Raw genomic sequence first — 13,916 nt, forward strand, 5'->3', positions numbered from 1 at the left:
TTCCTTGCGTCATCGGGCTGCCTGGCAGCCGTGAAAATTCGGGTCATGCGGGCTTCACTCGCGGGTCGATCCAGTGGTTCACCAGGTCCACCACCAGGTTCACCGCCACATAGATCGCCGCTGCCAACAGGGTGATGCCCAGCACCATGGGCACGTCCTTGGCATTGGCCGCATCGAGCATCAGCCGGCCGATGCCTTGGCGGGAGAACAGCAGCTCCACCACCACCGCCCCGCCGAGCAGGCTGGCGAAGACGAAACCGGCCAGGGTCACCAGCGGCACCAGGGCATGGCGCAGGGCGTGGCGCAGGCGCACACCGGTCTCGGACATGCCGCGGGCGCGGGCCATGGCAATGAAAGGCTGGTCGAGAATGTCTTCCAGCTCCTGGCGCAACACCTGGGTCAGTACGGCGGCAATCGGCAGGGCCAGCGCCAGGGTCGGCAGGATCAACGACTGCCAGCTACCCGACCCCGAAGGTGGCAGCACGTGCCAGTGAAAGGCGAACACCAGCAGCAGGAGAATGCCGATGACGAACGAGGGCGCCGACGACAACACCAGCTCAGATCCCGATACCAGCGAGCGCACCCATGGGCTGCGCTTGGCCGTGGTGATCGCACTGATGACCGACAGGATCACGGCTACCAGCGCCGCGCAGATCGACAGCTGCACGGTGGCGCCGATCTGTGCGCCGATAGCCCGGGTGACCGGAATGCGCAGACGATAGGACTCGCCCAGATCGCCTTGAGCCAAGCGAGCGATATAGTGGCCGTACTGCACGATCAGCGGCTGATCGAGGCCGTATTCGGCGCGTACCCGCACGATCATCTCTGGGGTCGGCATGGATTCCGGACCGCCGAGAATGGCCAGTGCAGGGTCACCGGCACTCAGGTTGATGGCCAGAAAGGTGAGGGTCGCGGCTCCCCAGAGCACGCCGACACCGGCCAGCAGGCGCCAGAGCACCTTGCGCAGGACACTGTTCATTTCGCCTCCGGTTGCAGCCACAGGCTGGGCAGAAAGACCGTGTTGTGCGAGGTGTCGAAGATCACCCCGGCAAGGCGGTTCGAGTAGGCGACCAATACATGGCTCTCGAACGACGGCACCACCGGCACCAGTTCGGCCAGGCGTTGCTGGGCCTTGCTGTACAGCCGTTCGAGACGAGCCGGGTCGTGGCTGCGTCGGGCTGCGGCCAACAGTCGATCCAGTTCGGCATCGCGAAAACGCCCGCCGTTCTGGCCGATACGTTTTTCCGAAGTGATGGAATCGCTGTGGTACAGGATGTACAGACCGTCCGGGGTGTTGGTGTGCCAGTAACCACCGCCCATGACCTGGAAGTTGCCGGCATAACGGCGGTCGGTAACCTGGGCCAGCGGCAGCAGTTCGATGCGCAACTCGAAACCGAGCTTCTTCAGGTCCGCCTGAATCGCCACCGCAACACTGCTGGAGAAGCTCGCGCTTTCGGTTGCCAGCAGGGTCGCGCCCAGCCGCTCACCGTTGCGGGTGCGGTACCCCTGCGCGTCGCGCTCTGTCCAGCCGGCGTCGTCGAGCGAGGCGTTGGCGGCCTTGACGTCGTAGGCCAGCACATCCTTGTACGTGGGGTCGTAGTAGCGCGTATTGGCGGCGAGAAAATCCGCCTTCACCCGGTATTCGCCGAACCCGATGATCCAGGCCAGGCCCTCGCGGTCGATGCCTTTGGCTACCGCGCGACGTACCCGCACGTCATCGAACGGCGCCTTTTCGACGTTGAACGTCAGGCTGCGAAACGGGTTGCCCTTGCGAATGCGGCTGCGCAGGGTCAGGTCGGTGGAGGCGCGAATGGCCTTGGCGTTCTGCGGTGGCGCATCCAGCGTCAGGTCCGACTGCCCAGCCTGGAGTGAGGTGAAGCGGATCATCGCCTCGGGCACGAAGCTGAGTTCGATGCGATCCAGGTAGGCCTCGCCTCGATGGCGAGTCACCGGTGGCGACCAGTCGTAGCCGGGGCGACGGGTGAACACCGCACCCTGGTCGCGGGTATAGCTCTGCAGCACGAACGGCCCGGAGCCGACGGGGTGCTCGGCGATAGACTTGGGTGCTTCGAGGATCTGCTTCGGCGAAATCATCCCCAGCCAGGACTGCGCCAGCACGTCGAGAAACGGCGAATAGGGTTCGCGCAAAGTCGCCTGGAAGGTGTACTCGTCGATCACCCGACCCTGGTCATACGGTGCGATATAGGCTGCCGCCAAGGGCGACTTGGTCGCGGGATCGCGCATGTGTTCCAGGTTGATCTTCACCGCCTGGGCATTGAATTTCTCCCCGTCGCTGAAGGTCACGCCCTCGCGCAGGTGAAAGGTGTAGGTCCTGCCGTCTTCGGACACTTCCCAGGATTTTGCCAGCCAGGGCGAGACCCTGCCCTCCTCGTCCTGGTAAACCAGGCAGTCGTACAGCACTCGCCCCAACCACTGCACGTTGCCATGGGAAATCGAATGGACGTCGAAGGTGCCGGTGTCGGCGGCGGTGGTCACGCGCAGCGTCCCGCCGCGCTTGCCGGGTACCTCTTCGTGGTAGTCGGAAGCGGGGTAGCTGATCAGATCGCCATTGACGATGCCGTCGGTGCTCGGTGCCTGCGCCACCGGGGTGGCTGGCGCATCGGCAGCGGGCGAACAGGCCGAGAGCGTGAACAGCACGCCGATCAAGGCGCAGCCGAAGAAGGTCGAGGTCATGGGTCGGGCAGCCATCAGAAGTTGTAGGTCACGCCGGTGAACGCACCGAAGCCGTCCCCCGGATACAGCGCTGCAGTGTCCTGCCCCTGAGCGTTGTAGCCCGGTACGATGGCGGTCACGTAATCCTTGTCGCCAAGGTTTTTCAGGTCCACGTAGGCCTGCCACTTCTTGCTCGGCGCGTCGTATCCCAGGCGTGCGCCGAAGATCGTGTACGACGGTGCGTTGAACGTGTTGGCGTAGTCCACCGCCGTACTCGACGCGGAGCGAACGTTGACGCCGGCGTAGAAACCATTGGCGTACTGGTATTGCAGTTCGGCCTGGTAGATATGCTTGGGCAGGCCCGGTAACTCGTTCTTGCTGAAGGCAGGGTCGTGGCGGTAGTAAAAGTCGTTGAGGGTGTAGGCCTGGCGCCAGCTGAGTACATCACCGTTGCTGCCCTGCCAGAGCTTGGTGGTCAGGCCCGCTTCGATACCTTGGTGGATGGTCGGGGTGGCATTGGATGTCGAGACAATCGCCGCGCTGGTGCCGGTGGCGGCGGCAATCTGGGTGGTCAGCAACTCGTTCTTGACCCAGGAGCGGTACAGCACCAGGCTGCCGTCGAAACGCTCGGACTGGCCGCGGACACCGAATTCCACGGTGTTCGCGGTTTGTGGTACCAGCGGCTTGATGTAGTTGTTGGTCACCCCGGAGTTGGAGATCGACCACGAACTGGGCGGATCGACGGAGCGGCTGACGTTGCCGAACACTTGCAAGTTTGGGGTCAGTTCAAAACGCAGCCCCGCACGCGGTGCCAGGGACCAGTCGTCGTAGTCGTAGCGCGTGGGAAAGCCGCTGGTGTTGGGCCGATCGCTGAAAGACACGTCGATGTCGCGCTTGATCTGGATCGCCGAGACGCCGGTGGTCAGGTACAACCGATCGGTCAGGCCCAGGTCGTTGCCGACGGTGAACACATGGTCGAAGGAGCCGTCGTACTTGACGTTTTTCTGCAGGAGCCCAAGGTCCTTGTCGCCGCGATAGGTCTTGGCGCCTGCGTTCAAGTGCTCGGTGCTGGTGAAGCCCAGGGTGGTGGTGCTGTCGAGGCCGAACAGTTGGTCGTAGCGGGTGTATTTGAGCGATGCGTTGATGTCGCTCCAGTCCCAGTAGTTGGGGTTGACCGTGCTGCGACGGTTCAAGATCTGCGGATAGTCGTGGTACCCAACGCCGAATTCCAGGGTGGCGTCGTCGTCGAAGGTGTAGGTGGTCTTGCTGGCTACCCAGGTAGAGCCGCGTTTGGTCGAGTCGCCGCGGCTGGCGCGCGTGGCCGCGTTGGTCTGGGTGCTGTCGTGCTTGAGCTGGGCGCGCGTCAGCGCACCGGCGTTCTCGTGAAACTCCTCGCGGTAGCGCACGATCAGACGCGTCTGAAGTTTCGGATTGAACCGGTAGCCGAAGTTACCCACGACTCCCTTGGACTTGCTGAAGGTGTAATCCTGATAACCATCGCGTCGAGCGTTGTCGACGCTGACGAAATAGTCTGCATCACCGACCACACCGCCGGTGCGAAGGGTCTGTTTCTGCCAACCGAAACTGCCACCTTCCAGTTTGATCTGGCTGCCCGGCGCGCTGTAGCCGGTATGGGTGATGAAATTGATGCCGCCACCCAGAGACAAGGCGCCGTACTCGAAGGCATTGGCGCCACGCAGGATCTCGGTGTACTGCAAGCCCTGCCCGTCCAGCAGCTCGTACGGAGTACCGCCGGCGCCGGTCAATGCCAATCCGTCGAAGAGGAACTTGGTGCCCTCGCGGAAGTAGCCCGGTGATGCATTGGCGCCGGAGCCGCGGATGGAAATCTTGACCGCGTCGTTGCCACCGGCCGACTGCGCATACACGCCAGGCTGGTACGCCAGAGTATCTTCGAGGCTGGCGGAGCGCCCTTTGTCGACCTCGGCCTGCTCGACCAGGCTGGTGCCCCCGGGCACTTCCTTGAGCTGCGCACGGGATTGCTCGACCGGTGTCGCCTTGGCGGCCTGCACAGTGACCGTTTGCAAGCGTTGCTCTGGTGTATCGGCGAAGGCAGGAGCGACAGTGAACAACAGGCAGGCACTCAGGCCTGAAGCGAATTCGGTATAGCGATAGGCGGTACTGCGCCGACTGTTCAACGACGGCGTATAGGCATGTAACTTCAAATGTGTTGCTCCCACCCAATGAATATAAGGCGAGCTTCTATTGGTATAGTCGGACTCGAGTGATGAGGTCTGCGACGCCATCGATAACGTTGTAGATTGCAGTGTTCGTGCCAATCGCCAAGTGCCCTGAACAGGGAATTTCATTGATATCAGGTAGCGGCTGGATGTTTGAAATGGCCGCAACTGCTTAATGACTGCTGTTCCAGCAACACTTATCATCGTTGTGGGAGCGGGCTCTGCCCGAGAAGAATGTCCCCCAACACACCAGACACACCGCAGCGCCCTTTTCGCGGCCGACGACCGCTCCTGCGCAGGCATTGAGTCACCGGAAACTGTACTGCACCCCGGCATATGCGCCGAACCCATCCCCTGGGATGATTGCCCGCACATCATTGCCGCCGGCATTGAACGCCGGACTGATGGACGCGGCATACTTCTCGTCCGTCAGGTTGCGCAGGTCCAGATAGACATTCCAATCCTTCTTCGGCGAGTCCCATCCCAGGATCGCGCCCCACAGGTTGTAGGAGCCGGCATCCTTGGTATTGGCAAAGTCCATCGGCGTCTTGGAAGCGTAGTAAGTGTTCACCCCCACATACACGCCATTGCTGAAGTCATAACGCAGTTCAGCCTGATAGTTGTGCTTGGGAATACCCGGCAACCGATTGCTGCCGAACTGCTCGTCGTCGCGGTAGAAGAAGTCGCTGTAGGTATAGGACTGACGCAGGTGCAACGCATCGCCGTCGTTCTGGTACAGCAGAGAATCCAGACCCAGCTCCACACCCTGATGAATGGTCTTGCTGGCGTTGTATTCGGAGGTCAATGCATCGGCGCTGGAAGTCGCCTCCCTGATGATCACCGAGAGCAGTTCATCCTGCACATGGGAGCGATAGAACGTCAGGTCCCAAGTGTTGTTGCCCAACTGCCCACGGGTACCGAACTCCAACGTATCGGCGATCTGCGGTTCGAGCTTCTGCCCACCGGAATTGAGCCCGGTGGCCGGCCCGGACGTGAACACCTGCGCACCGGACACGTAGGCCCACGACTGCTGCGCCTCGACCGTGCGACTGAGGTTACCGAACAGCTGCCAGTTGGGGTTGATCTGATAACGCACCCCCAGCCTGGGCGCAAACTCCCAGTCGTTCTTTTCGATGGGGTTGTTGGGGTTGTCGGCCTCGCCACCCACCGGATACGACACCTTGGCCTTGCGCTGGAACTCCACGGCGGAAAGTCCTGCACTCAACCACAATGTGTTGTCGATCCACTCGGTTTCGTTGCTTGCGCTCAACACGGTATCGGAGCCTTCGTACTCAGCCTTGCGCACCAACGCGCCGGACGGCAGGTTGGCGGTGATACCGGAAGGAATCCGCACCTTGGTCTTGGCATAGGCATTCAAATGCTCGGTCCGCAGCGCGTTGAATCGGGTGATGCTGTTCTTGCCGAACAAAGTGTCCAGACGGTCGTACTTCAAACTGGCGGAGTAATCGCTGAAGCCCCAGGCCGTGCGATTGACACCCTGTCGCGCGTCGATTGGATAGTCGTGGTAGACCAATCCTACTTCCAGGTTGGAATCGTCATCGAAGGTGTACTGGGTCTTGCTGGCGACCCAGGTCGAGCCTGGCTGTTTGCGATGGGCGCGCACGTTCACGCTGGCCGGGTTGGCTTGTTCGGGGTCATCCTTGAGTTGCGCGCGGGTGATATAACCCGGCGTCTCGTTGTCGGTGGTTCGGTAGCGGTAGTACAGACGGGATTTCAACTGCGGCGAAAACTGATAGCCGACGTTGCCGACAAACCCGGCGCTCTTGCCTTGGGTCTGATCCTGAAAGCCGTCCGACGCCGAGTCGGTGAGGCTGACGTAATAGTCGAGCGGACCCAGCACTTGCCCCGAACTGATCTGACGTTTTTGATAACCGTAACTACCGGCCTCGTAGCGCACTTGCAAGGGCGCGGAATTGTAGCCGGTCTTGGTCACGTAGTTGATTGCACCCCCCAGATACAACGAGCCGATATCGAAAGCATTGCCGCCGCGCAGCACTTCGGTATGACTCAGGCCCAGCGGCTCGAACAGTTCGTAGGGGGTACCGCCGGGCCCGGACACCGGCAGGCCGTCGAACAGGTAGAAGATGCCGGCGCGGAAATAACCCACGCCCTTGTTGATACCCGACCCACGAATGGAAATCCGTGTGCCGTCGTTGCTGCCGCCGCCCTGGGTGGCGATTACACCGGGCTGCAGCGCGAAGATATCGGTACTGGTCGACACGCGCCCCTTTTCAACGGTCGCGGAATCGACATAGTTGACCCCGCCTGCCACTTCCTTCAAAGCCGTTTCGGCGCGTTGGTTCTCGTCCAGTCTGGCACCCTGAACAACTACGGTACTCAGTTGACTGGTCGGCTTCTGCTCGGCCGATTCGCTGACTGGTGCGGCATGCAGTTGGCCGATAAACAGCAATGTCGCCCCAGCGCCCAGCGCCGACGGCAAGCGACTGCGTGCCGTGGTTGTTGCAATGACTTCCCCGTTCATTCCCTGCTCCTGCTTGACTCATATAACACCGCCCTGAAAAAAGACGGTGCTTATTTATTGGCAACAGGGTGATAGCAGAGAGCGTGCCAGCTATTGAGCAGTTGAAACGCGTTAAAACCGTACGTTAGAGCGGCCAAGTGGCTGCCAGCACACACTTGCTGATGGACGACTGCCCAGATACGAACACTTGGACAGTATTAACGTTTGTCATTTGGCATTGACGATATTTACCTGCACGAGCAGTCATCGGCGGCGCAGGAAGACTCTCTTAACCAATCAGCGGCGCCACGCTTGAACACCAGCGTGTCACACCCCCCGAAGGCATCGGATCGACGATCACCGACCAGGGTGCGAACCAGGCGAAACCCGACCGACTCCGCGAGCCGGCGGCTAGCGGCGTTGGCCGAAGACGTAGTCAGGTACAAACGTGCTCCAGGCAACTGGGCAATCAGTGCCGTCAATGCTTCGCGCATCAACCCCCGGCCCTGGAACGATTGGTTCGCCCAGTAGCCTATTTCGTGGGAGCCATCGGCCTTGGGGGTGAAGCCAATACACCCCACCAGTTGCTGCGGGTGCTCGCGAGTCAGCAGGAAGAACTTTTTCTCCGCATCGTGGCGGACGAAATCGCTCTGCGCTCGCTGCAGGGTGTCCAGCGTATCGGTCAGCTCCCAGCGTGGCCGGCTCCAAACCAGAAACAGACGATGGGTTTCGTAACTCGCGTTCAAGGCATCCGCCAAGAGCTGTGCCAGGGCAACATCCGGGGCGACTATTTCAAGACGTGGCGTCAGCAGTGGTGTCTGCACATCCATGAACTGAACCTTGCCCTGCCCGCTTTGTAGTTCAAACGCTTTGAATTCCGTTTCCTGCATGTGATCGCCTCGTCCTGGATCGGTCCGCGTAACGTCCGTGTGAGTGGTGCACTAAAGCCATTCGGCGCCCGATGCGCCATGCAGAATCGGTCAATCAAAACCGAAACGCAACGCCAGTCGTGACGTTGAACGCATCCCCCGGATAGAAGTTGGCGGAATCCTGCCCGCGGGCGTCGTAGGTGGTGTTGGCTGCGGTGGCGTAGCGTTCGTCGGTCAGGTTGCGCATGTCCAGGAACACGTCCCAGCGTCTGCTCGGGGCTTCGAAGCCTACGCGGGCGCCCAGAATGGTGTAGGACGGTGCGCTGAAACTGTTGGCGTAGTCGACGAAATAGCTAGAGGCCGAACGCAGGTTGAGCTGGGCGTAAAAGCCTCCGGCCTGCTGGTACTGAAGCTCGGCCTGGTACACGTGGCGTGGCAGGCTGGGCAGTTCGTTGCCGCCGAAGGTGTTGTCGTGACGGTAGTAGAAATCGTTGAACGTGTAGGCTTGGCGCAGGTTCAGCGTATCGCCGTTGTCGCCTTCCAACAGCAGTGCATTCAAGCCCGCCTCGACGCCTTGGTGAATGGTTGGGCTGGCGTTGGACGAAGCCACCAGTTGGTCTTGATTGGCCGAGGCCTGACGCACCACCACGGACAGAATCTCGTCATCGATCCACGAGCGATAGAAGGTCAGGCTGCCATCGAAAATCCCGGCGCTGGCGCGCACGCCCAGCTCGGCGGTGGTGGCTTTCTGTGGTTTGACGTCGCGCACGAACGGCGAGCCGGTGCTGCCCAGCTGCCAGGTCACGGGCGGGTCGATGGAGCGGCTGACGTTGCCGAACAGCTGGATGTCTGGAGTCAGTTCATACCGCAGCCCCAGCCGCGGCGCGGTGTCCCATTCGGAGTAGTTCACGCCATCGGGAAACTCGCTGGTGTTCACCCCGGTGGTGTATTCGATCTCGGCCTTGCGCTTGATGTTGATGAACGAAAGCCCCGTGGACAGCCAGGTTCTGTCGTTGAGCTGCAACTCGTTGCCCAGCGCCAGCACGCTGTCGCGCGAGCCGGTGTACTTTGTGTACTGCAACAGTTGCCCGGTGCTGCGGCTGTGGGATTTGACATCGCCCAGGTAGGCCAGGGTATTGCTGAAGGTGATGCTGCTGTCGCTGGGCAGGCCGAACAGCTCATCATGGGCGCGGCGATAGCGCAGCACTACGCTGGTGTCCTTCGAGCGCCAGTCCTGCGGCGAGACCGAATACCGCCAGCCGTTGAGCAACGGGTAGTCGTTGTAACCCAGGCCCACTTCCAGGGTCGAGTCGTCGTCGAACCTGTAGGTGGTGTTGCTGCCCAGCAAAGTCGTGCCATCCTTCTTGCGACCAGTGGGGACGTCATTGCTGCGCGGATCGTGCTCGAGCTGCGCTCGGGTCAGGGTGTTGCCATTGGTGAGCTGTTCTTCGCGGTAGCGCAGGAAGAAACGCGTTTCCAGTTTGGGGCTGAACACATGGCCGAAGTTGGCGATCAGGTCGCGGCCCTTGTTGGCCGTATTGTCTTGATAGCCGTCGCGTTCGTTGTGCAGCACGCTGACGTAGTAGTCGCTGTCGCCGACCACGCCACCGGTACTCAGTTGCTGCTTGCGGTAGCCGAAACTGCCGACTTCGAACCGTGCGTAGTTGCCTGGGGACGTGCGTCCGGTACGGCTGACGAAGTTGATCGCGCCACCCAGCGACAGCGCCGTGTGCTTGAAGGCGTTGGCGCCGTACAGCACTTCGGTGTGATCGACTGCGGCCATGTTCAGCAGGTCTTCCTGAGTGCCGCCCGGCCCGGTGATCGGCAGTCCGTCGTAGAGGAATTTGATGCCCAGGGCATACCCCTGATAGAAGGTATTCAAACCCGAACCGCGAATCGAAATCTTGTTGGCACCGGTGCCGCTGGTGGCCTGCGCGAACACCCCCGGTTGTAGCGCAAGTACGTCTTCGGCATTGGAGGCACGGCCTTTCTCGACCTCTTTCATGTCGACGACTGCGGTGGTACCGGGAGTCTTGTCCAGTTCGACCTTGGCCTTTTGCGCCTCGCTGCGCGCCGCGCCCGTCACCACCACCGTGGACAGCTGCGTATCCTCCGCGTGGGCCAGGCCCAAACTGGTGACAGTGAACAATGCCACGCTGCTCGATACAAAAGCACGATATGAACCACTGGGCTTGCGGCCCGATGTTGAACCCATGAATGAAGCTCCTGAACGCTACGAAAAGAGAAGGAGCCTCTATTCGTATAGTCGCGCTCGCAGGGGGCTTCAGCAGCTATCGTGCCAAAGGTAAAACCCCATAGGCTGGGCTCGCGATAGCAGCGCAGCGATCGTTATCGTGCAACCTGTCCTTCTGCTGTTGGCTCAGCGACAGTACCGGCGGTGCAAAGGGATCGGTCGGGACACATGCGGCACCAGAACAACACTTGACCCTCATGCAATTGATCCAGAAAATCCTCCCAAAAAGGGAGATCCGCATCTATCATGAGAGTCATTGCCAAGCGAACATTGCGGGAATTCTGGGAGCGGAGCGGACACGGTGACGCGCAACGGCCGTTGATTGAGTGGCACAATCTCATGATCAACGCCAACTGGCTTACCCCTCAGGCGCTAAAAGCTGAGATCGGCACAGCGAGCATCATCAAAGCAGGCAGGGTCGTTTTCAACATAGCAGGCAACAAATATCGCTTGGTCGTAGCGATCGACTACAACCACCAGATTGCATGGTTAAAGTTCGTTGGCACTCATGCCCAGTATGACCAGATCGACGTGGAGACCATCTGATGAATCTGAAACCCATCCGTAACGAGACAGACCTTCAGAAGGCATTTGTTCGCATGGAGGAGCTGTGGGGTGCGCAGCCCGGTACTGCTAGTGCCGACGAATTGGAAGTCCTCGCGATACTTATCGAGAAATACGAGGACCAGCATTACCCTATCGGCCCGTCCAATCCTATCGAAGCGATAAAATTTCGAATGGACCAGCAAGGCCTGAGTATGCGCGATCTGGAGCCCTTCATCGGCTCGAGTGGGCGTGTGTCTGAGGTATTGAACGCCAAACGCTCCTTGAGTCTTGCGATGATCAAGCGCCTGCATGTCGGGATGAACATTCCCTACGAAAGCCTACTGGGCTAGCCTTTCTTCAGTCGAATGTTACTGGCTTCGAATCGCATATTTGTAGCCCAAGAAAAAGCCCGCGATGACCAGGTCAGCGCGGGCTTTTCTATAACCGTGGTATTGCGGGCGGTTGATTAGACCGCAGCAACAACCTTGGCAGGTGGCTGAGTGCGACGACCCAGTACACCCGCACCGGCCGATACCAGACCCGAGATCACCAGGGTGATCAGCAGGATCCAGGCGCCTTGCGAAACACGCTTGGCAGCCACTTCGGCAGCTTCACGGGCTTTCTGCTCGGCCTGAGCCTTCAGCTCTTGATACTTGGCGTAAGCCTGACGATAGCTGGCCTGAGCCTGATCGACGATCTGGTTGGCTTCGGCGTCGGTCTTGTTGCCACGAGCCTTGATCAGATTGACCAGTGCTTGACGGTCGGCAGCATCCCAAGCCTGGTCACCCTTGGCCTTGATGCGGTCCATCAGACCACCCAACTGGTTGTCGGCTTGCTGAGGATTCTCGGCGCTGCGCTGAGCAGTGTTCTGAGCATCCTGCTGAGTAGCCTGAGCTTCCTGCTTGACGTTGTCGGGGTTCAGTTCGGCTTTGCCGGTCTGACGCATGGCCAACTCGATTTCACCCTGGATATCGTCCAGGTTGAAGTCGATGCCCTGTGCGCGCAGTTGATCCTGGATCTTGTCGCCCAGCGCTGGAGCTACTTGGGCGATACCGCTACCCAGCGCCGACATGCCGCTGCCGGCCAGGTTCAGGCCGCCACGGACGACACCGGTGACTGCACTGGACACCAGGTAGACGGTGATCAGCGAAACGCTTGCCCATACCAGCAGACCGTGAAACGCGCCTTCGCGCTGTGCCAAACGACCTGCAGCCCAACCACCTACGAACAGCGAAATGACGGCGCTGACAACTACCCAGATGCCGGCACCGGTACCGATCCCGGACAGCGGATTGGCTTCCTGCATCGGATCGATGGTGGCCGTACCGATGGCCGTACCCAACAGGTTCAACAACAGCGAAACAACCATGGCCAGTACCACACCGGCCAGAATGGCACTCCACGAAATTCGCTTGAGCAACGGCGCGGTCGTGGCGTGGTCATGGTAGACCGGGGTGGTGTAGCCGTCTGGAGCGATACGGTCATCGCGGATCATGATGGTAGTCCTTGGGGTCAATGGCAGAGCGGGTACGAGCACCCGCTTACTGCAATGACCCAGGCGCAAGTGAAAAAGTTTGAAAAAAACCCTGAATATCTTTTTACGTACGAATGTGCCATATCCTCCGCCATCGGTAGCCTGCCACCTTTGCGCTGAGTACTATGCCGCCACAAGCCCTTCAATTTTCACGTATTGCAGCCCCGAGCACATGATGAGCACAGACCTGGACACGCTGTTCGACCGCACTGGCACCAGCAGCACCAAATGGAGCCGCTACCCGGAAGACGTACTGCCCATGTGGGTGGCCGACATGGATTTTGCTGCGCCACCGGCAGTCATCGAACGGCTGCAGGCGCGGCTGTCGCACCCTGTCCTGGGTTACAGCATGCCGTCCGAAGCGCTGCGTCAGGTGCTGGTCGATTACCTGCGCGATCACTATGACTGGCAGGTGCAGACGCAGGACATCGTGGTCCTGCCGGGCGTGGTGCCGGGGGTCAACATGGCCCTGCATGGTCTGGTGGCCGAAGGCGCCGGCGTGGTGGTGCATACGCCAAACTACCCGCCGCTGCGCGAAGCGGCCGGGCACTGGAAGATGCGCAGCATCGAAGTCCCGCTGACCGCCGATGCGCAAGGTGAATGGTCCTGCGACCCGCACCGCCTGCAACAGTCGCTGGGCGACAGCGCAGCGTTCATTCTCAGCAATCCACACAATCCGCTGGGCAAGACTTATTCGCGCGACGAACTCCAGGCCATCGCCGACACCTGCGTAGCGCAGAATGTGCTGATCATCAGCGACGAGATACATGCCGACCTGCAGTTCGACGGCCGCCGTCATGTCCCGATTGCCTCACTGTCGACTGAGGTCGCCGAACGCACCATCACTCTCATGTCAGCCAGCAAGACCTACAACGTAGCCGGGTTGAAGACGGCCTTCGCAGTGATCCAGAATGCTGATTTGCGCGCGCGCTTCGATGCTGCGCGGGTGGGCATGGTCGACAGCGTCAACCCGCTGGGCATGGAGGCCACTCACGCCGCGTATGCGCAGCCAGGCGAGTGGCTGCAGCAGCTGAAAACCTACCTGCAGGGTAACCGCGACTATCTGCTGGAAACGATTCGCGCGCGCCTGCCGGGCATCGTCGTCCATGCGCCGCAAAGTACCTACCTGGCCTGGCTGGACTGCTCGGCCCTGGGCCTGGACAACCCGCAGCGCTTTTTCCTTCAGCAGGCGCGCGTGGGGTTGAGCGCCGGCACGGATTTCGGTGCAGGCCTGGAACAGTTCGTACGGCTCAATTTCGGCTGCCCGCGCTCGCTGCTGACCGAAGGCCTCGCCCGCATCGAACGCAGCCTGCAAAACCGCCCCTTGTAGCAGCGGCGCAAGCCGCGTCCGGCCTCGACG

General features: G+C 60.7%; 10 protein-coding genes. 3 read left to right on the plus strand and 7 right to left on the minus strand.

All coding sequences use genetic code 11. From position 1 onward, the window contains the following. Positions 1 to 43: 43 nt before the first annotated feature. The 6 genes from ONG87_RS11995 to ONG87_RS12020 all read right to left on the minus strand — a co-directional run bounded on the left by ONG87_RS11995 (position 44) and on the right by ONG87_RS12020 (position 10,437). Complete coding sequence (locus ONG87_RS11995; protein WP_264381324.1) at positions 44 to 979, minus strand: ABC transporter permease; 936 nt, start codon at positions 977 to 979, stop codon at positions 44 to 46. Beyond that, positions 976 to 2,694, minus strand: a complete 1,719-nt coding sequence (locus ONG87_RS12000) for an ABC transporter substrate-binding protein (RefSeq protein WP_264381325.1) — start codon at positions 2,692 to 2,694, stop codon at positions 976 to 978. Before ONG87_RS12000 ends, ONG87_RS11995 begins: the two co-directional genes overlap by 4 nt. A gap of 14 nt (positions 2,695 to 2,708) precedes the next feature. Then, the gene (locus tag ONG87_RS12005) at positions 2,709 to 4,856 is read right to left on the minus strand and encodes a TonB-dependent receptor (protein WP_240998762.1); all 2,148 of its coding nucleotides are present in this window, start codon (positions 4,854 to 4,856) and stop codon (positions 2,709 to 2,711) included. Positions 4,857 to 5,178: 322 nt separating this feature from the next. Further along, a complete protein-coding gene (locus ONG87_RS12010) occupies positions 5,179 to 7,374 on the minus strand; it encodes a TonB-dependent receptor (protein ID WP_264381326.1) in 2,196 nt (731 codons plus the stop codon). A gap of 227 nt (positions 7,375 to 7,601) precedes the next feature. Further along, a complete protein-coding gene (locus ONG87_RS12015; RefSeq protein ID WP_264381327.1) occupies positions 7,602 to 8,243 on the minus strand; it encodes a GNAT family N-acetyltransferase in 642 nt (213 codons plus the stop codon). Between the two features lie 94 nt (positions 8,244 to 8,337). Then, entirely contained in the window at positions 8,338 to 10,437 is a 2,100-nt protein-coding gene (locus ONG87_RS12020; protein WP_264381328.1) for a TonB-dependent receptor, read from the minus strand. Between the two features lie 285 nt (positions 10,438 to 10,722). On the opposite strand from ONG87_RS12020, the gene ONG87_RS12025 reads away from it, so the two are divergent. Both ONG87_RS12025 and ONG87_RS12030 read left to right on the plus strand, forming a co-directional pair. Then, the gene (locus tag ONG87_RS12025) at positions 10,723 to 11,022 is read left to right on the plus strand and encodes a type II toxin-antitoxin system HigB family toxin (RefSeq protein ID WP_185793154.1); all 300 of its coding nucleotides are present in this window, start codon (positions 10,723 to 10,725) and stop codon (positions 11,020 to 11,022) included. Then, positions 11,022 to 11,372 carry a type II toxin-antitoxin system HigA family antitoxin gene (locus ONG87_RS12030; protein WP_122477607.1) on the plus strand — a complete coding sequence of 117 codons (351 nt, stop codon included), beginning with the start codon at positions 11,022 to 11,024 and terminating at the stop codon, positions 11,370 to 11,372. Before ONG87_RS12025 ends, ONG87_RS12030 begins: the two co-directional genes overlap by 1 nt. A gap of 116 nt (positions 11,373 to 11,488) precedes the next feature. Here the strand turns inward: ONG87_RS12030 and ONG87_RS12035 are convergent, their stop codons facing one another. Next, positions 11,489 to 12,517: a hypothetical protein gene (locus ONG87_RS12035; RefSeq protein ID WP_122715619.1), complete on the minus strand. Its 1,029-nt coding sequence runs from the start codon at positions 12,515 to 12,517 to the stop codon at positions 11,489 to 11,491. Positions 12,518 to 12,731: 214 nt separating this feature from the next. Between ONG87_RS12035 and ONG87_RS12040 the strand changes: the two genes are divergently transcribed. Next, positions 12,732 to 13,886, plus strand: a complete 1,155-nt coding sequence (locus ONG87_RS12040; protein ID WP_264381329.1) for a MalY/PatB family protein — start codon at positions 12,732 to 12,734, stop codon at positions 13,884 to 13,886. The last annotated feature ends 30 nt before the right edge of the window (positions 13,887 to 13,916 follow it).

It is taken from the genome of Pseudomonas sp. MM227 (assembly GCF_947090715.1).
Taxonomy (GTDB): domain Bacteria; phylum Pseudomonadota; class Gammaproteobacteria; order Pseudomonadales; family Pseudomonadaceae; genus Aquipseudomonas; species Aquipseudomonas baltica.